Source organism: Corynebacterium sp. MSK073 (assembly GCF_030232085.1).
Classification (GTDB): domain Bacteria; phylum Actinomycetota; class Actinomycetes; order Mycobacteriales; family Mycobacteriaceae; genus Corynebacterium.
In genome coordinates this window covers 16,995-38,672 of sequence record NZ_JASPIY010000017.1, presented here as the reverse complement: position 1 = coordinate 38,672, position 21,678 = coordinate 16,995, and the positions used below count along the sequence as shown (strand labels likewise).

Genomic DNA, 21,678 nt, shown 5'->3' with positions numbered 1-21,678 from the left:
TCTCCTAAATGAGGGTTGCGCCGTAGTCCACGGTCCATTTCTGGATATAGGAAATAAACTCGCCCCACAGGCCGGTAATCAGGGCAACGCCCACGAGGATCATCGCCACGCCGCCAATAATCTGAATGGTGCGCGAGTGCTTGCGGGCCCACGAGATGGTGCGCATCGCCCGGGCGGATCCCAGCGCCACCAGCAGGAACGGCAGGCCAAGGCCCAGGCAATAGCCCACGATGAGCAGGGCGCCGCGGGCGGCGGTCACGCCTTCGGTACCGGCGGAAATGGACACAATCGCCGCCAGCGTGGGTCCCAGGCACGGCGTCCAGCCCAGCGCGAACACGCCGCCCAAAAGTGGCGCGCCCAGCCACGTGGTCCAGCGCTTTGGCGCCAAGCGCGTGTCTTTCTGCAGCGCCGGAATCGCGCCCAGGAAAACCACGCCCATCAAGATGGTGACGCCGCCGCCCACGCGCATCAGCGTATCGGCGTTGAGCGTGAGCGCGGAAATCGCGCCAAAGACCGAGACCGTCGCCAGCACAAAGACCACGGTAAAGCCCAAGATGAACAGCGCTGCCGCCAGCACGACGGCCCATTGCCTGCGCTTGCCGACGCCCACCCCCAGCTTCTCGTCATAGCTCACCTCACCGCCAACCACGCTGGCGAGGTACGAGATATAGCCGGGCACCAGCGGGATGACGCAGGGGCTGGCAAAGCTGACGAGACCCGCCAGAGCCGCGGCGAGGATGCCGAGGATCAACGGGCCGGAGGTGGCAGCTTCGGCAAACTGGCCGCCGATATTTGCTGCGTAATCCATTTATTCCTTTTCTAACTTATCCACAACATCCATCACGTCATCGGTAGTGATGGACCGCAAGAAAACGGTAGCCGGACGGTGTTGTTTATCCAAGACGATCGTGGTCGGCACCACGGACGTAGGCACGCCGCCGAGCGCCGCGGCCGTCTTAAACGGCGGGTCATAGATGGAGGGGTACTCCAGCCCGTTATCGTCCAAGAAGTCATTGGATACCTGCGGGTTATAGTCGCGCACGTTGATGCCTAAGACGGTACCCAGGTCGCGTTTTTGCAGCTCTGCGTGCACTGCCTGCAGGTCATCGGCCTCAGCGCGGCACGGCGCGCACCACTGGCCCCAGGAATTCAAGACCACGACTTCACCCTCGTAGTCATCCAAGGAAATGGTCTTATTCGTATCGCGGACATCGGCGCCGCTGAAACTGCGCAGCGGTTTCCTATCGGCTTCCTCGTAGTGGATTTCCCGCTCCCCGCCCGGGGAGATGAATTCGAATTCGCCGCCGGTGGCCACCGCGTTCTGCGCGTTCTCGGCGTCCTGCGTGCAGGCGGTCAAGGTCAGGGCGGTTATAGAAAGCGCGGCTGCCACAACGCGCGTTGCCGCACGGGTGCGTGTACGTGCCATTAAATCTCCTGCGCCGGCGAGGAGTAGAAGATATCGGTGACCTGGTTATCCTCAAAAAGCAGCGAGGTTACCGAGGCCAACGCGCACTCGCGGTTCCACGGCGCATGCGGCAGGCGCTGGCCCAGCACCGTGCGCTGCACCATCACGATGGGCAGCTGGTGACTCACCAGCACGGCTTCATGCCCCTCCGCCGCGGTATGCGCGCGGTCGACCGCACCGAGCATGCGCTCGGCGATGCCCTCATACGCCTCACCCCACGACGGCTCCAGCGGGTTGACCATCTTCGGCCAGTGCCGCGGGTTCCACAGCGCCGAGCGCAAACCCTTGGTGCGCAGGCCCTCGAATTGGTTACCGGACTCGATGAGCGTCTTATCGACGTCCACATTTAGCCCCGTCACCTGCGCAATCGGCCGCGCCGTTTCCTGCGCGCGCTGCAGCGGCGAGGCCGCCAAATAGGTCACATCATGATCGCGGAAGCTTTCCGCCGTCCGCGCGGCCATGGAACGCCCGCGCGAGGATAGGTGATAGCCCGGGATGCGCCCGTACAGGATCTTGCCCGGGTTGTGTACCTCGCCATGGCGCACGAGGTGAACGATGGTGCGTGTCATGTCTCTCCTTATTGAGCAGGCCTAGTTACGCAGGCCTTATTGTGCGGGACGCGCTGCGGCCGCGGCCTTCGCGGCAGGCTTGAGGGCGGCATCGATGCGCTCGAAGTCGGCATCGCCAAGAGCATCAGAGACGAACCAGGTCTCGAACGCGCTCGGTGCCACGTAGATGCCGTTTTCAAGCAGCGCGTGGAAGAACGGGGCAAAGCGGAAGTTCTCCGCGGCCTGCATATCCGCGAAGTTGCGGCCCTCGCCCTCTGCGAAGCGAATGGAGAACATGGATGCCGCGCGCTGAATGTGGTGCGCCACGCCCTCGGCCTCCAGCGCGGAAGAAATCATCGCGCCGAGCTGGTCGGCCTTTTCTTGCAGGCGGGGGTAGAGGGATTCATCGGCAAGCTGCAGCGACTTCAGGCCCGAGGCCATCGCCACCGGGTTACCGGACAAGGTGCCCGCCTGGTAGACCGGACCATCCGGCGCCAGGTAGTCCATGACCTCGGCGCGACCGCCAAAGGCCGCAGCCGGCAGGCCACCGGAAACCACCTTGCCAAAGGTCACCAGGTCCGCCGCCACGCCATCGACGCCGTACCAGCCCTTATAGGAGGTGCGGAAGCCGGTCATAACCTCGTCGAGGATGAGCAGGGCGCCATCGGCATGCGCGATTTCCTTCAGCGCCGCGTTGAAACCCTCATTCGGAGCCACGGTGCCCATATTGCCGGCAGAGGCCTCCGCAATGATGCAGGCAATCTGCCCCTCGTTCTCCGCGAAGGCCTCGCGCACCGCATCCAGATCGTTATAAGGAACGACGATGGTGTCCTTCGCCGTCGCACCCGTCACGCCCGGCGAATCCGGCAGGCCGAACGTCGCCACGCCCGAGCCTGCCGATGCCAACAGCGCATCCACGTGCCCGTGGTAGCAACCCTCAAACTTCAGCACCTTCGCGCGGCCGGTGTAACCGCGGGCCAAACGCACCGCCGACATGGTCGCCTCCGTGCCGGAGTTAACCATGCGCACCTTATCGGCCGCAGTGCGCTTGACGATTTCCTCCGCCAGCAGCGCCTCACCCTCCGTCGGCGTGCCGAAGCTCAGCCCGCCGGTGGCAGCCTGCTGCACGGCCTCGACGATTTCCGGGTGCGCATTGCCGTGGATCATCGGGCCGTAGGAGCTCACGAGGTCGACGTACTCATTGCCGTCGACATCCCACAGGCGCGATCCCTCGCCCCGCTCAATCACGCGGGCCTGGCCGCCCACGGAGCCGAAAGCGCGCACCGGCGAGTTCACCCCGCCCGGGATGACTTTGGAGGAACGCTCGAACCACTGTTGCGACTGGGAAGTATTAGGCATGTCTGTCATTCTAGCGACTCGCGCGCCATACAAAAGTTTGACTGTGCATGTCGGTGGAATTCACAGCAACCCGCCAACGTTCCCTGAGGTTCCGTGATACGTCATAGAAAACGGCATTCACGCTGAGATGGCACACTGGGGAGGTATGAAGATCGCATTTTTAGGAACCGGACGCATGGGCACCGAGCTTGCCCGCCACCTACTCTCTGAGCACGAGCTGACGGTGTGGAACCGCACCGCCGAGCGCGCGCAACCCCTCGTGGACGAGGGCGCGGCGCGCGCCGATACCCCCGCCGCGGCCATCGAGGGCGCCGAGGTCATCATCACCTCCCTCTTCGGCCCCGACCAGATCCGCGAGGTGATCATCGAGCCGCAGCTTATCCCCGAGGGCATTACCTGGATCGACACTACGACGGTCTCGCCTGACGATGCCCGCGAGTTCGCCGCCGCCGTCGACTCCTACGTCCACTCCCCCGTCGTGGGCTCGCTGGGCCCGGCGCGCGAGGGCAACCTGGGCGTTTATGTTGGCACGCCCGACGATGACCGCCGCGAGGTCGCCCTCGGCCTTGCCGAGGCCTGGGCCGGCGAAGAGAAGCTGATTGGGGTGGAAACGGCGGCGACGGCGGCCATCGGCAAGCTGCTGGCCAACCTTGCCCTAGCCGTGACCGCCGAAGGCCTGCTCGAGGCCCTGCAGCTCGGCGAGTCCGAGGGTCTCGATTCCGAGGTAATCCTGCAGATGCTCGACATCACTGGCCTGTCGTTCATGTCCAATATGAAAGGCCCGTTCATCACCGGCGAGCGCAATACCGACCCCGGCGATTTCACCGTCGACGCCCTGGCCAAGGACGCCAAGCTCATGGAGAAGACCTCCGATAAGCCCCTGCCCGCCGTGTCCGCCGCCATCGAGCGCTTCGCCGAGATGCAGGACATGGGCCACGGAAACCAGGACTTCTCATCCATCTTCGTTTTCCGCAATAAGGGCTAGTTATTCACATGTCGCGTCAACGAACCGCGGCTTTTTAGCGCCTTTGGACCGAATTATCCACAGGCTGCGCCCGCGCGCCGCGCTTTAGTTGCGCTATCACCTTAAGCTGCGGGGCATGACAGCACTTCAGGCATACCTCGCGGCCCTGGCGCCCGGCATCGACATCGTCGCCGGGTGCGCAGGCATGTCCGCCCGCGAGCTGCGCGCGGCCGGTGCGCCGAATCGGACGGCGCGCACGCTGCTCACGCTTGCCGATGCCTTCTTCTCCCCCACCTCCTTTTCCCGGCAACAACGCCGCGCCGTGGCCGCCGCCCGCGAACGCGCCCACGCGCTGCCAACGCTCGAGGTCATCGAGCGCTACGCCACGCGCGCCAAGACCAAGCGCCAGGCGTGGCAGCTGAGGGTGGAGCTCTGCCGCACCGCCGCGGATACCGATGAGATGGAAAAGCTCGCGCGCAAGAAGCTGCGTGAGATTAATCCGCCCACCCCGCCGCGCCCCGGCGTCCGCATTCGCCGCCGCAAGGATGCGCCGTGGACGCTCGCGATTACTGGGCCCTCCGCCCTCATCGCTGACTTGGAGTCCAACCTGGACGAAGATGCGCCCTTAGACTCCGTCGCGGGCCTTTTCTCCGGCTCCGCCGCCCCGCGCCCCACGGTGACGACCAATGCGATCATCACGCTCGACGAGCTCGACCGCATCATCGATGGTGACGGCGAAGAAATCACCATCCAGCTCACCAACGGGGCGCGGCTGACCGGCGCCGAATTGGTCGCGCGCACCCTTTCCGAGCGCGGCCTTATCACCCTCGTGCATCCCTTCGAGGGCGCGGTGAACCTCTACCGCACCGAGCGCATGGCCAACGAGAAGCAGCGGCTCATGGCCGCCGCTGAAAACCCCGTCTGCCCGTGGCCGCGGTGCAACTATCCCGCGGATAAGTGCCAAATCCACCACCTCGAAGCCTGGCAGCACGGCGGCGATACCAATATGGCCAACCTCGCGGCCTGCTGCCCGTACCACAACGGCGTCAACGACGATGACCCGAATGCCCCACCTCGCCGCGGTCGCCTCACCCGCAGGCGCGGGCGGGTGGTGTGGCAACCGCCCTGGGCCGATGCCGTGCCCGATGCCGTGCCCGGCCCCAGCGCCGGAACCTAGTATTCGCACCTAGCGCCCAGGTCCCGCCGCCATTCTTGGGAGAGGGACAGGTCCTCGCACATGCCAATTATCTGCGCGCATGTCAGGTTTCCGCACGCGCGGAATCGGCCGCAAACGCCTGTTCAGGCAGCAGTAACCCTGCTGCCTGTTTAGGCATGCCCAAAACCGTCGCGCTCCAGCTCCGGACCGCGACACGGTTCAGGCGCGGGACCGCCGGCGATTCTTAACTACCGGCAGCGCCAGCCACCAACTTCGCTAGGTGCGACCGGCACCAGTTGCAGCCGGCGCTAGTTGCAGCCGAGGCCAGCTTCTGATGCTCGATGCGGGTCCCAGCCGCCCAGCCACGCGAGCTAGCTGCCAGCGATGCGGGCGGCGGCAGCGCGCGCATCCGCGATGACCGCAGGCACGCCCACGCCGCCGGCCCAGGCACCCGTGACGTCGACGCCTGGGGACTGGGATAAGGCATCGCGCACGGCGGCCACGGTGTCGAGGTGGGTGGAATCAAAGCGGGGCAGGCCGCCGAACCAGCGCTGTGTGAAGATTTCGGCAACGCCAGCCGCGCGGCCGTCGAAGCCGGTCAGGTGCTGCAGGTCATCGAGGGCGTAGTCCACGAGGTCGTCTTCCTCGGCGCGGACGATGGCGTCGTCGCCGAACCGGCCGAACGAGGCGCGCACCAACGCTCCGCCGCGCTCTGCCAGGTGGGGCCACTTGCGCGATGACAACGTAAACGCCTTTGCATGCACGTCATCTTGGTCGGTGGCGACGAGGATGCCGGAGTTTTGCGGCAGCGCGGTGCCGGAGGGATCGGTGTCGGATTCGAATTTGAGGCCCACGACTGCCGATGCCGCCAGCTTCACCCCCTTCAACCGCGTCGCCGCATCCGGAGCCACCTTGGGCAGCAGACGCGCGGCGGTCGGTGCTGGTGTAGCTACCAGCACGCGGTCGAAGGGCGCGGTATCGCCCGGCGCGCCGGTCAGGTGGAACTTATCGCCATTGCGCGTGATGCCAGAAATGAACGTGTCAACGAAAATCTTCGCGTCGGATTTTTCCGCCAGGGTCTCGTAAACCTCGGCGTAGCCACCGCGGAAGGTCTGGAAAACGGGCCCGGAACCGCTGGGGTTATCCGCACGGGCTTCCTCAAGGGAGCGCACGGCCGCAGAAAGGGTGACGGGGTGGGAGGCGGCGAGGGAATCGAGGGCATCGGCAAGCGTGGGGATGGTGGCGCGCAGGCCCAGGTCATCGGCGGTGCATGAGTACACCCCGCCCAGCAGCGCGGAAACCACGCGGTCCACCAGGTCGCCGCCGTATTGTTGACGCACCAACTCACCGACCGAAACGTCGCCGCCCACGGTCCACTCGAAGGGCTGCTCGTTATCGATGCGCCGCGCCGTCTCCTCCGAAACCAGGTGCGCGACCGGCGCGGAATGCGACGGAATGCCCATCACCCCGCCCTGCGGCAGGGCCTTGAGCTCCCCGCTGTAGACCAGCGAGCGCAAACCTGACGGGTCAACTAAACTGCCGGCAAGGCCGAGGGAGTGGAAGAACTCCACCGCATCGCGCCGCCGGGCGAGGAAGGCCTCGGCGCCCATGTCGGTGGGGCCGTCATTAAACGGCACGGAATACAGCTTGCCGCCAATGCGCCCGGCGGCCTCGAAAACCTCGACGTCGTGATCACGCAGTTCGTAGGCGGCGGTAAGGCCGGCGAGGCCGGCACCGATGATGGCAATACGCATTTAGCCCTCCTCGTGAATGATGGATACGGCGCGGGTGATGGCCTCCGCGTCGGTGGTGGGCAGCACCCCGTGCCCAAGGTTCCAGATGTGGGTGTCGATATCGCCGCGCTGCTGGGCGCGCTCCACCTCGCCGCGGATGGTGCGCACGGCCTGGCGCACGGCATCGTCGCCGGCAAAAAGCAGCGCCGGGTCGAGGTTGCCCTGCAGCACGCGCGAGTTCACGCGCTGGGCGGCGGCGTCCATGGCCACGCGGTAGTCCACGCCCATGACCTCGGAGCCGGCTTCGGACATCGCCTGTAGCAGCTCCCCGGTGCCCACGCCGAAGTGGATGCGCGGAATATCGACGCTGGCGAGGATTTCCTGCGAATATGGCAGCACGAACTCGCGGTAGTCACGCTCGTTGAGGTAGCCGGCCCAGGAATCGAAAAGCTGCATGGCGTCGATGCCGGCATCGACCTGCACCCGCAGGAAATTAATGATGGTGGGCACGAGCCGGCGCATGAGCATGTGCCACGTCTCGGGCTCGGCGTGCATGAGCGCCTTGGTGCGCTCGTGGTTCTTGGACGGCCCGCCCTCAATGAGGTAGCTGGCCAGGGTAAATGGCGCGCCGACGAACCCGATGAGCGCTTGGGTCTCGGTAAGCTCGCCGAGGATGCCCGCAATGCCTTGGGCGACTTCGGGCACGTCGGTATCAAGGATAGGCAGCTTGCCGATGTCCCCCTTCTCCCTCACCGCCTTCTCCATCACCGGCCCGCGGCCGGGCACGATGTCGACGTTGACGCCGGCGGCCTTGAGCGGGACGACGATATCGGAGAAGAGGATGGCCGCGTCCACGTCGTGGCGGCGCACCGGTTGCAGGGTGATTTCTGCGAGGAGTTCCGGCATGAAGCAAGAGTCCAGCATGCTGATGCCCTCGCGGGCGGCGCGGTACTCCGGCAGGGAGCGACCAGCTTGACGCATCAACCACACTGGCGGGCGGGAGGGGGTGCGGCCGAGGGCGGCATCGATAATGGGGGCGCGGTTAAGTCGAGACATACCCCTCATTATGAATCAAAAGTTGGAGCAGGGGCTAATTTGCCGCGCACGTCAGTCGCGCCCGTGGAGGCTGCGGTGGGCGATAAACCGGTTGGACTGGGGCCGGAAGAGCAGAACCACCGCGATTAGCAGCGTCACGGCGATAATCAGCAGGCCAAGCCCGCCAATGCCAAGCGCTAGGGCCGCGATATTGAAGAAGAGGGCAATCGCAATGACGACGGAGATAATACGGCGCGCCCACTTCGATCCGTTGGCGAGTTGCGCGGAAAAGAGCGCCAGAAGGATCGCGCCGATGATATTAAATACCGAGACGAATAGGCGGTTCGACCGCACGTACTCGGCGATGCGCGAATCCGAAGGCTCCATCTGCTCGCCGCCTCCGCCGAAGATGCCGACCATGCCGCTGACCAGCATGATGACGGCTGCAACAACGAGAACCCAATACGCCCACTGGAGCGGGCGCGGCCACACGGACAAGTCTTGATCCTGGGTGGTGTGCTGCACAGGGCGGTTATAGTCACGGGGCCCCGGGCGATGATTCTTATCCGCAGAACCGCCGTTCCGATCATCATCGCGCCGGCCGTGGCCGGGGAACATGCTGGTCATCGGTTGGCCTTGTGGTCATCGCCCCTGTTTTGGGAGCCGGAATTCCGCGGAGGCTGATTGCGACCGACTTTATCTTTGGGGTCCTTTTGCTTGGCGTCCTTCTCTTGGGCGTCTTTCTCCTTGGCCTCCTGCTTTTCGCGCTTCTCGCGCTCTTTATCCCGGCGCGCCTGTTCGAGTTCCTTTTCCAGCTCGCGCATTTGCTCCAGCTCGCCGGTGTAGTCGAGGGTCTCGGGCTTTATGGAGAAAATAAGACCTAATACGGCGGCGACGCCGACCAGGATTTGCACCATGCCGTCGGAGGCGAAGAGCCAGTCGGGGACGTCGGCACCCGCGGGCGTGACCATGAAGGTCAGCAGGATGCGGAAGCCAAAGTAAATGGAAAAGGCGAACCAGATGCGGCGCGAGGTGCCCGCGCGTTTTGATGGCCCCGCCAGCGACTTCAGCAAAAACAGCAGCAGCACCAGCACGCCGACGGCAATGGCAGCCGACAGCGCCACCGATCCATAGGCGGCCATTTCGATAAAGGAATCCGATACTTCCTCGCCGTCTTCGCCACCCGAGGTGCTTTCGACCATTTGCTTGGCCTGCGCCATGAGCACATCGTGGTTGAGCAGGGTCAGCACCACGTTGAGGATCTGGTGAACTGTCTCGCCGACGACGACGCCCAGCCATAGCCACAGCATGTAGACCACGGTCTCGGGGCGCTTGGAACCGCCCTTCGCGTCCTTGCCGCCCTGCCGGCCGCCGCCAGTTTGATTCGGACTCGGCTTCCCCTGCTGGCCGCGCGGTTTGCCGGGCTCCGGCTTGGGCCGCGATTCTCGTTGAGGCTCACGCTGCTTATCGCGCTGCGGCCCCGGGGTTCCGGGTTGTTGCCCCTGCTGGCCACGCGGATCCCCGGGCTGTGCCCCTGGAGCGCCCGGTTGCGGCTCCTGTTGACCGTGCTGTGGTCGCGGGTCGCCTGGCTGTGGGCCTGGGTTGCCCGGCTGTGGCTCCTTCTTGCCTAGCAGATCTCCAGGCTGCGCCCCCGGGTCACCCGGTTGTGGGCTCGGGGTGCCGGGGTGCGGCTCCTGCTGGCCGCGCGGGTCGCCCGGCTGCTGCGGCCCCAGGTCTCCCGGCTGCTGCGGCGAAGGCGGCGAAGCGGGCGGCGGCGTCGGACGAGAAGAAGGCTGTGTCACAAAAATCCTTTACTTGAGCAGGCGTGCGGCTTCGGTGGCGAAGTACGTCAGGATCTGGTCGGCACCGGCACGCTTGAAGGCGGTAAGAGACTCGAGCATGATGGCCTCGCCATCGACCCAGCCGTTGGCGGCGCCGGCCTTGATCATCGCGTACTCGCCAGAGACTTGGTACACGGCGACGGGGACCGAGGAAGTCTCCGCGATTGCGGACAAGACATCCAAATACGGCAAGCCCGGCTTGACCATGACGAAGTCGGCGCCCTCCTCGATATCGAGCTCGGCCTCCAGCAGGGATTCGCGGAAGTTGCGCGGGTCTTGCTGGTAGGTGCGGCGGTCTCCCTCAAGGGAGGAACCGACGGCCTCGCGGAACGGTCCGAAGAAGGCGGAGGCGTACTTCGCGGAGTAGGCCATGATGGAGACGTCGTCGCGCCCGGCCTCATCGAGATCGGCGCGGATGGCGGCAACCTGGCCGTCCATCATGCCAGACGGCGAAATGATCTGAGCGCCGGCTTCGGCCTGGGAGCGGGCCATCTTTTGGTAGAGCTGGACGGATTCATCGTTAAGCACGCGGCCCTGGTCATCGAGGACACCGCAGTGCCCGTGCGAGGTGAACTCGTCGAGGCAGGTATCGGCCATGATGATGAGGTCATCGCCAAATTCCTCGCGCAGGGCGGCGATGCCGCGGTTCAAAATGCCGTCGGGATTCCAGGCCACGGAGCCGGTGGCGTCCTTGTCCTTGTCCAGCGGCACGCCGAACAGATCCACGCAGGTAACCCCGGCCTCGAGGGCCTCCTCGGTCGCGCGGCGCAGCGAGTCAAAAGTGTGCTGGTACACGCCGGGCATGGAAGAAATCTCATTCGGCTCATCGAGGCCGTCTGCGATAAACATCGGCAGAATTAAGTCCGATGGACGCAGCGTGGTTTCGGCGACGAGGTTGCGCATCTGCGGCGTGGAGCGCAGGCGACGGGGGCGGCGGGCAGGAAATGAGCTCATTGGGTACTCCTTAGAGCGAGACTAAAAACTTACGCCTTCTCGACCTTAGTAGTCTTCTTGCGAGCGCGACGCTTCTTGCGGGGCGCGGGCAGGTTACCGGCGGCGCGGAGGGCGGCGACGTGGCTGGCGAGGGCATCGACAAGCGCGGGCACGTCCGCAACATCCGGCACGACATCAACGCGCAGGCCCAGCTCTTCTGCTGCTGCGCTTGCCGATGGCCCGATGCACGCAATGATCGTCCGTTGGTGCGGCTTGCCGGCGATGCCCACCAGGTTGCGCACGGTGGAACCGGAGGTAAAGGCCACGGCGTCGAAGCCGCCGGTCTTGATCATGTCGCGGATTTCTGCCGAGGGCGGGGCGGCGCGCACGGTGCGGTAGGCCACGACGTCGTCGACGTCCCACTGGAGGGCTTGGAGGCCATCGACAAGCGTATCGGCGGCGATATCGGTGCGCGGCAGGAGAACGCGGCTGACGGCGTCGATGTCCTCGACGTAATTGGGAAAAACCTCGAGCAGCCCTTCGGCGTTTTGCTTCTTCTTGTGCGGCAAAAGCTCCGGCACCATGCCCTTGGCGCGGATGGCATCGGCGGTCTTGGTGCCCACGGCGGCAAGATGCACGCCGGCAAAATCGCGCGCATCCAGGCCGAGCTGGGAAATCTTATCCCACACGGCGGTCACGGCGTTGACGGAGGTAAAGACGATCCACTTGTAGCGGCCCTCGACGATGCCCTTGATGGCGCGGTCCATCTGCGCCGGGTTGCGCGGCGGCTCGATGGAAATCGTCGGCACGTTCTGCGGGATGGCGCCGTAGCCGGCCAGGCGCGCGGACATGGGCCCGGCCTGTTCCTTGGTGCGCGGAACTAGCACGCGCCAACCGTAGAGCGGGCGGTTTTCCCACCACGAGTATTTGGTGCGGTCATCGATGCTGCGGCCGAGCGTCACCACCAGCGGGCCGGACAGGTCCGCGTCCAGCTTGGGGATGGTCCCCAGCGTCGTCTCGTACGTGCGCTGCAGACGCGTGGTGCCGTGGACGGTCACAAATGCCTCGGTTTCCGCCGGCATGCCGCGCTGCTGCAGCTCGGTGGAAATCTCCGCCAAGTCTTCCTTGGTGGCCTGCAAGACGATGGGCTGGGTGGCATTGGCGAGCGCGTCCCAGTCGGCGCCATCGGTGACATCGGCCTCTGTGTACGTCGAGCCCAAGGCTAGCCCGGCAAAAGACGGCACGGTTGAGGGCAGGGACATGCCCGGCACGACCTGGAACTCCAGGCCGGCGGAAGCCACGGCGTTGATCTCGGCCTTGATGGATTCGCGGTTGAGCGGGTTGCCGGTCACGAGGCGGATGACATCCTCGCCATCGGCCTCGGCAAGGCACTCGCGCAGCTGGCTCACGATGTCCTCGCCCGGTGCATAGATAACCGCGGCGGTCGGCGCCGGCGGGCGGGGCGGCTTGCGGCGCGCGCCCTTGGCCTTGGCATCGGCGCACATCTGCGCGTATTCCTCTTCCGCGGCGTCGAGCAGCTCTTGCGGGACGGGCAGCGCGGTGGCGACGGCATCGCGCACGCCCTGCATGACCTGCGGATCGGCCACGGCGATAGCGTTATTGGCCAGAACTTCGCGGGCGCGGACGGTCAGCAGGTCTGGGTTTCCCGGACCAGCGCCCACGAAGACGATCTTGCCCAACTGGGTGTCTGACACAGCATTGCTCATAAAGTTCTTTTCTAGATCTGGGCCCGCGGCACCGCACACGGACATGATCGCCTGCAGTGTTTCTCCCCGCGCCGTCGGTGGGTATCAAGGTCATAACGGCCAAAATCCCAGGCGCGACGTCCTGGGATGCCCTTAAAGGGGGCCGGGTATCATTGCAAAAAATGATCTATGGTATCTACACCTTAAATTATTAGCGCTTAAAGTAGAAATTACTGACCTAGCAGGTCGGCCGCGCCTTGGGCGAAAAGCTCATCAGAGACCCGCGTGCCCAACTCCGCCGCTTCCGCTGCGTCCATCGCAGCGCCGGAGGCGGTGGCGGTCAATTGGCGGGAACCATCCAGCGCAAAGACGCCGCCGCGCACCGTGAGTTGATCGCCGTTCCAGCGGGACGTAGCGGCCACGGGCGCGGTACAGCCCGCCTCGAGGCGGGCGAGAACGGCGCGCTCGGCAAGGGCGGCGGAGGTGGCTTGATAATCAACAATGGCGTCTAATGCCGCGGCCGCCTCGGTGCCGGCGGCGGCCTCGATGGCCAGTGCACCCTGGGCTGGGGCAGGCATGAATAATTCTGGATCGAAGATATCGCTCGCCCGATCCTCGTAGCCGCCGCGCAGCAGGCCGGCATAGGCCAGCACCACGGCATCAAGCTCGCCGTCGGTCACCTTGGACATGCGGGTATCGATATTGCCGCGCAGCGGGCGGATCTCCAGGTCCGGGCGCAAGGCGGCCAGCTGGGAGATGCGGCGCGGCGCCGAGGTTCCTACCCGCGCGCCCTCTGGCAGTTGCATCAAGGTCATCCCATCGCGGGCAACCAGCACCTCGCGGCTGTCCTGGCGCTGCGGGATGACCAGGCGGAAGCGGTCATCCTCGGCCGTGGGCAGGTCCTTGAAGGAATGCACGGCGATATCGCATTCGCCGCGGTACAGCGCCTCACGCAGCGCCTGGGTGAATACGCCCACGCCGATGCGCTCGACCGGGGCCATATTGGTATCGCCGGCGGTGGTGACGATGTGGAGTTCGGAATCGAATCCGGCATCGATAAGCCAATCGCGGACGTGTCCTGCCTGGGTGGTGGCGAGCTTGGAGCCACGGGTACCAATCTGGAACATTTACGCCTCCTTATTCAGCGTGGGCAATTCATTGACGGCCACGGCAACGCCGGAGCCTTCCAGCTGCAGGCCAAAGAGTTCCTGCAGGGCATTTTCGCTGCTAAAACTGCTATCCGATGCCGCCAGCTTCTTCGCCCGCACCGTCGGTTCATGCAGCAGCTTGTCGGCGACGCGCTTGAGGGCGCCTTGGACATCGGCAAGCTGCTTGCCCTCTAGCTCCGGGTGCTTTTGCTGCAGGCGAGCCGCCTCGCACTCCACGAGGTCCGCCGCGCGGCGGTGCAGGGCGCTGACAGCCGGCGCCACATCGCGCACGCGCTGGGCGGAGGTATAGGCGGCGAGCTCCTCATCCACGATGGCGCGGGCCTGCTCGTGCGGGTCCGTGCCAGCCGCAACATCGGTGGCGGCCGCAGACAGGGACTTGCTCAGGCGCTCGATATTCACCAAATCCACGTCATCGATTTTCGTTGCCGCGTCATCGATATCGCGTGGGAGGGAGAGGTCAATGAACATCAGCGGGTGCGCGGGCGGGATGTCGGCCGCGGTAATGGTAAAGCCCTCGGCGCCGGTGGCGGAGATGGCGAGGTCGACATCGGCAAGCGCGGTGGCGCGGTCCTGAAGGTCCACCACGCGGGTGCGCACGCCGGCCTCCTCAGCGTGGCCGGCGAGGCGCTCGGCGCGCTCGCGGGTGCGGTTGGCAATCACCAGCTCGCCGATGCCCAGCCGGCCCGCGTGGGTGGCCGCAAGCGAGGCCATCGCCCCGGCGCCGAGCACGAGCGCGGACTTGCCCTGCAGATCCTCCGCATTCAGGCGCTGCAGCGCCTGGTCAAAGGCGAAAGTCACCATTGAGACGCCGGCCTTATCGATCTCCGTCTCCGAGTGCACGCGCTTGCCGGCACGCAGCGCGGACTGCGCCAAGGCGTGGATGCGCGGGCCAACCGTGCCCTGCTCGGAGGCGGACTGGTAGGCAGAACGCACCTGACCGATGATCTGTTGCTCGCCCACCACCATCGAATCCAGGCCGGAGGTAACGGACATGAGGTGTTCCGCGGCGGCATCGGCATAGCGCACGTAAAGGTAATTGCGCAGCTCTTCCTCATCGACGTGGGAGACTTCCTGCAGCACCCGGATGACGTCCTGCACGCCGGTGTGGAAGGAATTGGTCACCGTATAGACCTCGAGGCGGTTACACGTGGAAATGATCATCGCCTCAGTAAGGGACTCGGTGTCAACCAACCGCCCGCAAGCGGAATGCTGCACCACATCGTCCATACTCAATTTTTCCAGCAACGCCACGGGTGCCGATTGGTGGGACATTCCCACAACGAGCACGCTCATGCTCCACACTCCTCAACCTTTTGATTGACCGCAATGGTTCCAAAGACTACCCCGCGTGGGCGCGGAACCCGAATCGTCAGCGCAGCTCCGCAGCCAACTCTTCGTTATCGACTTCCCAGCAGGCGAATTCTTCTCCGTCTATCACTACAACGGGAACGCGGTCACCGAATTCCATCTCGAGCTCGCGGCTATCTTCCACGTTGCGCACTTCCAGCTGGGCACCGGCCTCCTGGATAACGGGGGTAATCTGCTCTTTTACCCGTTTACAGGAACCGCAGGTGGGGCGCACCATGAGCTCAACTAGATGCTGGGACATAGGGGCGGGATTCTCCTCATAAGGACGCAGACGGGGGAAACGTTTACTATGGACATGTTAGTCCACCCCGCGTTTGCGAAAGCTGTTTATTCCACTCGTGTCCGCTTTACCTCCCCCCGGATTCCCCGAATCTCCCCGCGACTTTTTAGCCAATTGGACGGCCTCGCGCGGCAATCTGCGCAACTTTTTAGAAAACCAGGCGCTGGCCCCCTTGGGCGAGGAAGAACAGCGCGCCGCAGGTGAGGCGGCCGCTGCCGCCGCCTTAGAGGAATTCGGGCTCGAGCTCGAGGACTTCGCCTCCGGCATAGCCTCCGTCTCCGGTTCTTATGACGCCGCAGGCTCCCAGCGCATCACGGCCCAGGATCCGGACGTCCCCGTCGACGTGGGCGCCGCCGCCTTTTTCGACGTGGACAATACCCTCGTTCAGGGTTCCTCCTTGGTGGAATTCGGATTTGGGCTCGCCCGCCGACGCTACATCCGCATCTCTGAGATACTCCCGGTTGCCTGGAAGCAGCTTAAATTCCGCCTTTCTGGCGCAGAGAATGCAAAGGACGTCGCCGCCGGCCGCGCGCAGGCATTGGAGTTTGTCAAAGGCCGCAGCGTGGACGAGCTTATCGATCTCTGCGAGGAAATCGTCGAAGCCTCCCTCGCCCGCCGCGCGTACCCCGGCACCACGCAGCTCGCTGAGATGCATCTGGCCGCCGGCCAACAGGTGTGGCTGGTCACCGCTACCCCAGTCCAGCTCGCCCAGGTCTTGGCGCGTCGCTTTGGCTTTACCGGCGCCCTCGGCACCGTCGCGGAGGTAGAAGACGGCAAGTTCACCGGCCGCTTGGTTGGCGATATCCTCCACGGCCCAGGTAAGAAGCACGCCGTGGCCGCCCTCGCTACCATCGAGGGCCTCGATTTGGACCGGTGCACCGCCTACTCCGACTCCGCCAATGACATGCCCATGCTCACCATGGTGGGCACCCCCGTGGCCATCAACCCGGACCGCAAGCTGCGCAACATTGCAGAGAAGCGCGGCTGGATCGTCCGCGACTATCGCTCCATCCGCCGCGCCATCCGCACCTACGGCCTCCCAGCGCTTGTCACTGCGGCCTTTTCCTATGGCGGCTGGCGCTATTTCCGGAAGTAGCAGCGTACGCGGCGAAGCACTCTCAGCGTAGAAGCAGCTTCGGCACTAAAACCAGAAATCCTCCGCCGCCGCGCTAAGGCACGGTGCGGAGGATTCGTGGGCTGTTGGGTTTACTTGCCCAACTTGCGACGCTGCACGCGGGTGCGGCGCAGCATCTTGCGGTGCTTCTTCTTGGACATGCGCTTGCGGCGCTTCTTGATGACAGAACCCATAACAGGCGTCCTCACTTTCTTTTAGTACGTACTGTGAACCTGCCGGCGCCTGAAACGGCAAAGGTGCACTCTTTGCCACCTTGGCCGCACATATGCGGGCCATCACGGCGTGCCGACACGAATGCGATCTATCTTACCTAGTCCCCAGCGCGTCTCCAAAAGTGGCCCCGGCGGCGACCCGCGGAAACGGCGCGCAGCATATCGCTGCGCGCCGCAAAAGGGTGAAACGCGCTGCACAAGGGTGATGTGCGGTAATCGGACGACACACGGGAAACGAGACAGCGCCCACCACCGCTGACCAAGATTGGCCAACAGAAGTGGGCGCTGCCTTAAAGGCGCGAGCACCTACGCTCCGTAAACGGATGCCTCGAGGTACTCGTTAACGGCAGACTCGTGAACGCGGAAAGAGCGTCCGACGCGCACGGCCGGCATTTCGCCTGCGTGAACCAAACGGTAGACAGTCATCTTGGAGACGCGCATGATTTCGGCGACCTCCGCGATCGTCAGAAAGGTTCCTTTTTCTTCATTTGCCATAATTATCTAACCCTTCAGCTCGTTACGCGCTGTAGGCTTCCCCTCCCACAGGACTTCACGCACGTGCTTGTCCCAGCCTATCGTGAAACATGTGACTAATGCGACCCAAGTGCCAAATTTTTTCACAGCAGTTGTTCAGCTCACCGCCAAAAGCGCTGCGTAACAACCACCCCATGGCTCCCGTATGGCCCCTGAGTGGTGAGAGGTACCTACACCCCCACCACGGGGAACTGGCCGCATTAGGCGGGCTGCTAGCCCAGCTCCTTGGCCTTATCGGAGCAGGCTTGGGCGGCGCGGTAGAACGCACCACGCAGGCCGGACTCCTCCAGCTCGCGCACGGCCGCGGCGGTGGTGCCGCCTGGCGAGGTCACACCCGCGCGCAGCTGCGTTGCCGAGCGGCCGGAGTTGGCCAACATATCGCCGGAGCCGGCAGCTGCTTGGGCGGCGAGCTTTTCGGCGATATCGCGGGGAAGGCCGAGCTGCACGCCGGCATCGACAAGCGCCTCTGCCACAAGGAAGAAGTAGGCCGGCGAGGAACCAGCCAGGGCTGTCGCGGCGTCGATGTTCTTCTCCGGAATGACCGCGACCTCACCCACGGCCTCGAGCAGCTCCGTCACGCCCTGCATCTGGGCCTCAGTGACGTGCTCGCCGGCGGCGCAGGTGCACATGCCGCGGCGCACCAACATCGGCGTATTGGGCATAACGCGCACAACCGGCACGCCGTCGCCCGCAGCAGCCTGCAGGGCCTCCAGCGTCAGCCCTGCGGCCATAGAGACCACCACGGCGTCCTTAGCCGGGTTAATCTCGCCCAGCAGGTCCAGGATGGCATAAGGCTTGACGGAGGCGAAGATATAATCCGCGCCGTCCACCGCCTCAGCGTTATCCGTCGTGACGTTGACGCCATAGTTGCTCTTGAGCTCTTCACCGCGAGAGGCCGTGCGGTTGGTCACCGTGATATCGGAAGCATTGAAGCCCGATTCCACAAGACCCGAGGTCAAAGCCTCACCGATTTGTCCTCCACCTAAAATTGCAATCTTTGTCATAGTCTCCACAATGCCAAAAATAACGCCACCCGGCTACCTCCACGAAGGAAGCAGCCGGGTGGTTCTCAGCAATTCGCTGGTTTAGAGCATGACCAAAAGCAGTGGTCCGAACGTCAATATGAGGCCGGTAATGCCTGCAAGGAACATGGAGAACCCATCGCGGGCCGTGCGCAGCGCATGCGTAACGCCAGCCATAATTGCGGTCACGCCGAGTGCCAAGATAGATACGACGACGCGCGGGAAGTTATCCCAGAGCACTTCAAAGCCCTTGAAGATGACGATGGCCAAGACGATGCCCACGACCACCATGATGAGGATGGACATGGGGTTGAGCTTCTCGTGCTCTTCGGTGACTTCCTCGTCCCGCACCTGAGACAGCTCGCCGGTATCGTCAGACTTCTTCGCAGCCGCCGCAGGCTTCTGCTCAGGCGCGGCAGCCTTGCCCTTGGTTCCAGCGTCCTTGGTGTCTGCTGCGGTCTTCGCGCCAGCCTTCGCTCCCGTTACGGTCGCTGCAGCAGCGCCTGCCCCGGCAGCGCCAGCTGCGCCCGCCTTCTCCTTGGCTTCCTTGGCACCGGATTCAGCGGCATCAGCGGCGTCCTTGCGCTTGTCCTGCGAGGACTGCGACTTACCGATGCGCTGCATTACCGCCGTGTCATCCGCGGATGGCTGATGGGACTTCTTGTCGGCGTCCTTAGCGCCCGCCTTGTCCTCCGGACCCGACTGCGCAGGCTTCTTTGCCTCCTGTGCGTTTGTCTTCTGCGCTGGGGCAGGCTTGGCCGTCGGCTTCGAGCCAGACCCCGCCGCAGGCTTGGGAGAGGCGGTCGGCTCACTCGGCTTCCCGTTCTTCTTCGGCGCAGGGGACGCGGTTGGGGTACCAGCGGAAGGCTTCTCGGCAGCCGGCTTAGGAGAGGAGGATTGGGACTGAGATTGCTTGCTTTGCGCAGGCTTGCCGATGCCCTCCTGCCCCGCGGACGGCTTGCCTGCAGCGGACTTGGCGCCAGCAGGCTTAGCACCGGCAGGCTTGGACCCAGCTGGCTTGGAGCCAGTCGGCTGCGCCGCGGAGTTGTTCGCCGCGGTCTTTTTCTCAGCGGCGTTTTTCTCAGCGGACTGTTCGTCCTTGGACTTCGGCGCGCGGATGACAGGGGCGTCATCGTCGATGGATACGTTGGTGTGCTTCGCCTCAGGCGGGGTGGACTTTACCTTCTTCAGGCTGCCGGTGAGCTCGGCAACGGATACGCCGCCCTCATCGAGGCTCCGCCGACGACGGCGAGAGGTCTTCTCGTCTTTATCCGTGCGGTCCTTCTTATTGCGAGCCAGCAGCTCGGCCACGGTCAACTGTTTTTCGTCAGCCATGATCTCTTCCTATTCCAATCCCTTGTCGGTCCGGCGCAAAATAACACCTTCGCGCAGCGCCCATGGGCAGATTTCCAACTTCTCGATTCCAAGAGCTCGCATGCTTGCCTCGGCAACCAAAGCGCCGGCGACGATTTGGTGCGATCGGTTCGAACTTACACCCTCAAGGTCCGCTCTGTCTGCTGCAGTCATGCGCGTGATGAATGAAATCAACTGGCGCAGGCCCGGTGCGGTCAAGGTGCGCTTGACGTATGGCCCCGCAGACGATGGCGCCGCACCGGTAAGCCGCGAGAGGGTGCGGAAGGTTTTCGAGGTGCCCACGGCCAGGCCAGCCGGGCCCATTGCCTTCATCTGCGTGACGGCATCTTCAAGCTCCGCATCGATGAAATCGCGCAGCGCACTGACCTTCTTTTTCTCCGGCGGATCGGTATCGAACCAGTTGTGGGTCAGCCGGCCTGCGCCCAGATCGAGCGAGAAAGCCAGGTCAGGGTGTTCATCGGTACCGGTGGATAGCTCTAGGGAGCCACCGCCGATGTCCAAGTTGGTGATGCGTCCGGCGGACCAGCCGTACCAGCGGCGGGCAGCGAGGAAAGTAAGCTGTGCTTCCTCCACGCCCGAGAGGATCTGCAGGCGCACGCCGGTCTGCTTTTCCACCTCATCGAGTACCTCTTCAGAGTTAGGGGCAGAGCGGACCGCGGAGGTCGCGAAGGCGATGAATTCGGAGCACCCGAGTTTGTCACCCAGCTCACTTGCCTCACCCACGGCGGAAACGAGCTTTTTCAGGCCCTTTTCGTGGATGTTTCCCTTCTTATCCAGCTGTTCTACCAGCCGGAGTGGGGTCTTCCAATCGCTCATCGGAGTAGGCCGTCCCCCCGTTGCGGCATCGACCGCAACGAGGTGGACGGTATTACTTCCGACGTCTAATACACCTAATCGCACACCCATAGCGTAGTAGGTCTACCGTGGTTAGGTGTGAATCGCCCAAAATCTGACACCGTTTACCTAGGTTTTCCCGCGAGCTCGCCAGCGGCGGCATCGATTAAAGCCGGGCACGAAGAGGCCCCAGATTTTCCGCGGGAGTGGTTCGAATTTACCAACCCAAACGACCCTTACCACGTCTTTTCCATCGATCTCACGTGGGTGGAATCGCACTACAGCTGCCAATTTGGCACGTCGGCGTGCCGGGGCATCGATAAGAGCCAGCCCGATGTGGGCTGCTGCGTGCACGGTGCATATATGGCCGATGAACAAGACCGCGACCAGCTTTACGATGCCGTCTCCCGCATGCCCGCGCGCTATTGGCAGCTGCGCCCAGCGGGGGTAGATGAGTTCCTGGCGCAAGAAAACACCGATGAGCTAGAGCCCTGGTTGGAATGGGACGAGCTCGATGGCGAGGACGGCGAACCGGAACCGGCGCTGAAAACGCCCATCGTGGATGGCGCCTGCATCTTTGCCAACCGCGCCGGCTGGGAAACGGGCACGGGCTGCGCTCTGCACCAATGGGCAGTAGATAGCGGCGAGGAGCTGACCGTGGTCAAGCCGGAGGTGTGCTGGCAGCTGCCGCTGTGGCGCTACGAGGATTATGAAGAACGCCCCGATGGGCAGGAAATTTTGCGCACCACCATCGGCGAATATGACCGCCGCGGCTGGGGCAATGGCGGCGAAGACTTTGATTGGTACTGCTCTACCGATGGCGCCTGCCACGCCAATCCGCTGCCGATGTGGCAATCGCACGAGGACGAGCTCGTCGCGCTCATGGGGCGCGAAAGCTACGATATTTTGGCCCAACAATGCCGTGCCCGCGCAGAAGCCGCCGAGCACGGCGTGCAGCTTACCCAGCACCCGGCCAGCATCAAGGCCGGCTGGTACTAGAGCGCTAGCCG

22 protein-coding genes are annotated in these 21,678 nt (G+C 64.1%); 4 read left to right on the top strand and 18 right to left on the bottom strand.

The window, feature by feature from the left end; translation table 11 throughout:
- Nucleotides 1–4: 4 nt before the first annotated feature.
- Genes QP970_RS10425 through hemL form a run of 4 tightly spaced genes read right to left on the bottom strand, consistent with a single transcriptional unit; the run spans nucleotide 5 to nucleotide 3,381 of the window.
- Complete coding sequence (locus QP970_RS10425) at nucleotides 5–808, bottom strand: cytochrome c biogenesis CcdA family protein (RefSeq protein ID WP_239268810.1); 804 nt, start codon at nucleotides 806–808, stop codon at nucleotides 5–7.
- Nucleotides 809–1,426 carry a TlpA disulfide reductase family protein gene (locus QP970_RS10420; RefSeq protein ID WP_239268812.1) on the bottom strand — a complete coding sequence of 206 codons (618 nt, stop codon included), beginning with the start codon at nucleotides 1,424–1,426 and terminating at the stop codon, nucleotides 809–811.
- Nucleotides 1,426–2,034, bottom strand: coding sequence for a histidine phosphatase family protein (locus QP970_RS10415; protein ID WP_239268816.1), 609 nt, complete (start codon nucleotides 2,032–2,034; stop codon nucleotides 1,426–1,428). Before QP970_RS10415 ends, QP970_RS10420 begins: the two co-directional genes overlap by 1 nt.
- Before the next feature lie 36 nt (nucleotides 2,035–2,070).
- Nucleotides 2,071–3,381: a glutamate-1-semialdehyde 2,1-aminomutase gene (gene hemL / locus QP970_RS10410; protein WP_239268818.1), complete on the bottom strand. Its 1,311-nt coding sequence runs from the start codon at nucleotides 3,379–3,381 to the stop codon at nucleotides 2,071–2,073.
- 136 nt (nucleotides 3,382–3,517) lie between these two features.
- Here hemL and QP970_RS10405 point away from each other — a divergent pair, with 136 nt between their 5' ends.
- Both QP970_RS10405 and QP970_RS10400 read left to right on the top strand, forming a co-directional pair.
- Nucleotides 3,518–4,357, top strand: coding sequence for an NAD(P)-dependent oxidoreductase (locus QP970_RS10405; protein WP_284772085.1), 840 nt, complete (start codon nucleotides 3,518–3,520; stop codon nucleotides 4,355–4,357).
- 115 nt (nucleotides 4,358–4,472) lie between these two features.
- On the top strand, nucleotides 4,473–5,513 hold the full coding sequence (locus QP970_RS10400; protein ID WP_284772084.1) for an HNH endonuclease signature motif containing protein: 1,041 nt from the start codon (nucleotides 4,473–4,475) through the stop codon (nucleotides 5,511–5,513).
- A 350-nt stretch (nucleotides 5,514–5,863) separates the two neighbouring features.
- Here QP970_RS10400 and QP970_RS10395 read toward each other — a convergent pair whose 3' ends face one another.
- From QP970_RS10395 to QP970_RS10355, 9 genes are all read right to left on the bottom strand, one after another.
- Complete coding sequence (locus QP970_RS10395; RefSeq protein ID WP_284772083.1) at nucleotides 5,864–7,246, bottom strand: protoporphyrinogen oxidase; 1,383 nt, start codon at nucleotides 7,244–7,246, stop codon at nucleotides 5,864–5,866.
- Nucleotides 7,247–8,281, bottom strand: a complete 1,035-nt coding sequence (gene hemE / locus QP970_RS10390; protein ID WP_284772082.1) for a uroporphyrinogen decarboxylase — start codon at nucleotides 8,279–8,281, stop codon at nucleotides 7,247–7,249.
- A 51-nt stretch (nucleotides 8,282–8,332) separates the two neighbouring features.
- Nucleotides 8,333–8,887, bottom strand: coding sequence for a tellurium resistance protein TerC (locus QP970_RS10385; protein ID WP_284772081.1), 555 nt, complete (start codon nucleotides 8,885–8,887; stop codon nucleotides 8,333–8,335).
- A complete protein-coding gene (locus tag QP970_RS10380) occupies nucleotides 8,884–10,062 on the bottom strand; it encodes a hypothetical protein (protein ID WP_284772080.1) in 1,179 nt (392 codons plus the stop codon). Before QP970_RS10380 ends, QP970_RS10385 begins: the two co-directional genes overlap by 4 nt.
- Before the next feature lie 9 nt (nucleotides 10,063–10,071).
- On the bottom strand, nucleotides 10,072–11,055 hold the full coding sequence (hemB, locus tag QP970_RS10375) for a porphobilinogen synthase (RefSeq protein WP_284772079.1): 984 nt from the start codon (nucleotides 11,053–11,055) through the stop codon (nucleotides 10,072–10,074).
- A gap of 29 nt (nucleotides 11,056–11,084) precedes the next feature.
- The gene (locus QP970_RS10370) at nucleotides 11,085–12,806 is read right to left on the bottom strand and encodes a bifunctional uroporphyrinogen-III C-methyltransferase/uroporphyrinogen-III synthase (RefSeq protein WP_284772078.1); all 1,722 of its coding nucleotides are present in this window, start codon (nucleotides 12,804–12,806) and stop codon (nucleotides 11,085–11,087) included.
- A gap of 164 nt (nucleotides 12,807–12,970) precedes the next feature.
- Nucleotides 12,971–13,867, bottom strand: a complete 897-nt coding sequence (gene hemC, locus QP970_RS10365; RefSeq protein WP_284772077.1) for a hydroxymethylbilane synthase — start codon at nucleotides 13,865–13,867, stop codon at nucleotides 12,971–12,973.
- Entirely contained in the window at nucleotides 13,868–15,202 is a 1,335-nt protein-coding gene (locus QP970_RS10360; RefSeq protein ID WP_284869910.1) for a glutamyl-tRNA reductase, read from the bottom strand.
- Nucleotides 15,203–15,278: 76 nt separating this feature from the next.
- Complete coding sequence (locus QP970_RS10355) at nucleotides 15,279–15,518, bottom strand: glutaredoxin family protein (protein WP_239268840.1); 240 nt, start codon at nucleotides 15,516–15,518, stop codon at nucleotides 15,279–15,281.
- A 97-nt stretch (nucleotides 15,519–15,615) separates the two neighbouring features.
- On the opposite strand from QP970_RS10355, the gene QP970_RS10350 reads away from it, so the two are divergent.
- Nucleotides 15,616–16,653, top strand: coding sequence for an HAD family hydrolase (locus tag QP970_RS10350; RefSeq protein ID WP_284772075.1), 1,038 nt, complete (start codon nucleotides 15,616–15,618; stop codon nucleotides 16,651–16,653).
- A 110-nt stretch (nucleotides 16,654–16,763) separates the two neighbouring features.
- On the opposite strand, the gene QP970_RS10345 is transcribed toward QP970_RS10350, so the two are convergent.
- The 5 genes from QP970_RS10345 to QP970_RS10325 form a co-directional block, all read right to left on the bottom strand.
- Nucleotides 16,764–16,865 carry a 30S ribosomal protein bS22 gene (locus QP970_RS10345; RefSeq protein ID WP_003855542.1) on the bottom strand — a complete coding sequence of 34 codons (102 nt, stop codon included), beginning with the start codon at nucleotides 16,863–16,865 and terminating at the stop codon, nucleotides 16,764–16,766.
- A gap of 345 nt (nucleotides 16,866–17,210) precedes the next feature.
- The gene (locus QP970_RS10340; RefSeq protein WP_005276651.1) at nucleotides 17,211–17,399 is read right to left on the bottom strand and encodes a helix-turn-helix domain-containing protein; all 189 of its coding nucleotides are present in this window, start codon (nucleotides 17,397–17,399) and stop codon (nucleotides 17,211–17,213) included.
- A gap of 251 nt (nucleotides 17,400–17,650) precedes the next feature.
- Nucleotides 17,651–18,442 carry a pyrroline-5-carboxylate reductase gene (proC, locus tag QP970_RS10335; protein WP_239268844.1) on the bottom strand — a complete coding sequence of 264 codons (792 nt, stop codon included), beginning with the start codon at nucleotides 18,440–18,442 and terminating at the stop codon, nucleotides 17,651–17,653.
- Between the two features lie 81 nt (nucleotides 18,443–18,523).
- Nucleotides 18,524–19,795 carry an Rv0497 family membrane protein gene (locus QP970_RS10330; protein ID WP_284772074.1) on the bottom strand — a complete coding sequence of 424 codons (1,272 nt, stop codon included), beginning with the start codon at nucleotides 19,793–19,795 and terminating at the stop codon, nucleotides 18,524–18,526.
- Nucleotides 19,796–19,804: 9 nt separating this feature from the next.
- Nucleotides 19,805–20,734: a Ppx/GppA family phosphatase gene (locus QP970_RS10325; protein ID WP_284772073.1), complete on the bottom strand. Its 930-nt coding sequence runs from the start codon at nucleotides 20,732–20,734 to the stop codon at nucleotides 19,805–19,807.
- Between the two features lie 33 nt (nucleotides 20,735–20,767).
- On the opposite strand from QP970_RS10325, the gene QP970_RS10320 reads away from it, so the two are divergent.
- Nucleotides 20,768–21,667 carry a DUF3109 family protein gene (locus tag QP970_RS10320; RefSeq protein WP_284772072.1) on the top strand — a complete coding sequence of 300 codons (900 nt, stop codon included), beginning with the start codon at nucleotides 20,768–20,770 and terminating at the stop codon, nucleotides 21,665–21,667.
- Nucleotides 21,668–21,678: the final 11 nt, after the last annotated feature.

Coding starts and splice junctions, on each gene's coding strand:
- QP970_RS10425 (WP_239268810.1), bottom strand. CDS start 808: ATGGATTACGCAGCAAATATCGGCGGCCAGTTTGCCGAAGCTGCCACC.
- QP970_RS10420 (WP_239268812.1), bottom strand. CDS start 1,426: ATGGCACGTACACGCACCCGTGCGGCAACGCGCGTTGTGGCAGCCGCG.
- QP970_RS10415 (WP_239268816.1), bottom strand. CDS start 2,034: ATGACACGCACCATCGTTCACCTCGTGCGCCATGGCGAGGTACACAAC.
- hemL (WP_239268818.1), bottom strand. CDS start 3,381: ATGACAGACATGCCTAATACTTCCCAGTCGCAACAGTGGTTCGAGCGT.
- QP970_RS10405 (WP_284772085.1), top strand. CDS start 3,518: ATGAAGATCGCATTTTTAGGAACCGGACGCATGGGCACCGAGCTTGCC.
- QP970_RS10400 (WP_284772084.1), top strand. CDS start 4,473: ATGACAGCACTTCAGGCATACCTCGCGGCCCTGGCGCCCGGCATCGAC.
- QP970_RS10395 (WP_284772083.1), bottom strand. CDS start 7,246: ATGCGTATTGCCATCATCGGTGCCGGCCTCGCCGGCCTTACCGCCGCC.
- hemE (WP_284772082.1), bottom strand. CDS start 8,281: ATGTCTCGACTTAACCGCGCCCCCATTATCGATGCCGCCCTCGGCCGC.
- QP970_RS10385 (WP_284772081.1), bottom strand. CDS start 8,887: ATGACCAGCATGTTCCCCGGCCACGGCCGGCGCGATGATGATCGGAAC.
- hemB (WP_284772079.1), bottom strand. CDS start 11,055: ATGAGCTCATTTCCTGCCCGCCGCCCCCGTCGCCTGCGCTCCACGCCG.
- QP970_RS10370 (WP_284772078.1), bottom strand. CDS start 12,806: ATGTCCGTGTGCGGTGCCGCGGGCCCAGATCTAGAAAAGAACTTTATG.
- hemC (WP_284772077.1), bottom strand. CDS start 13,867: ATGTTCCAGATTGGTACCCGTGGCTCCAAGCTCGCCACCACCCAGGCA.
- QP970_RS10360 (WP_284869910.1), bottom strand. CDS start 15,202: ATGAGCGTGCTCGTTGTGGGAATGTCCCACCAATCGGCACCCGTGGCG.
- QP970_RS10355 (WP_239268840.1), bottom strand. CDS start 15,518: ATGTCCCAGCATCTAGTTGAGCTCATGGTGCGCCCCACCTGCGGTTCC.
- QP970_RS10345 (WP_003855542.1), bottom strand. CDS start 16,865: ATGGGTTCTGTCATCAAGAAGCGCCGCAAGCGCATGTCCAAGAAGAAG.
- QP970_RS10340 (WP_005276651.1), bottom strand. CDS start 17,399: ATGGCAAATGAAGAAAAAGGAACCTTTCTGACGATCGCGGAGGTCGCC.
- proC (WP_239268844.1), bottom strand. CDS start 18,442: ATGACAAAGATTGCAATTTTAGGTGGAGGACAAATCGGTGAGGCTTTG.
- QP970_RS10330 (WP_284772074.1), bottom strand. CDS start 19,795: ATGGCTGACGAAAAACAGTTGACCGTGGCCGAGCTGCTGGCTCGCAAT.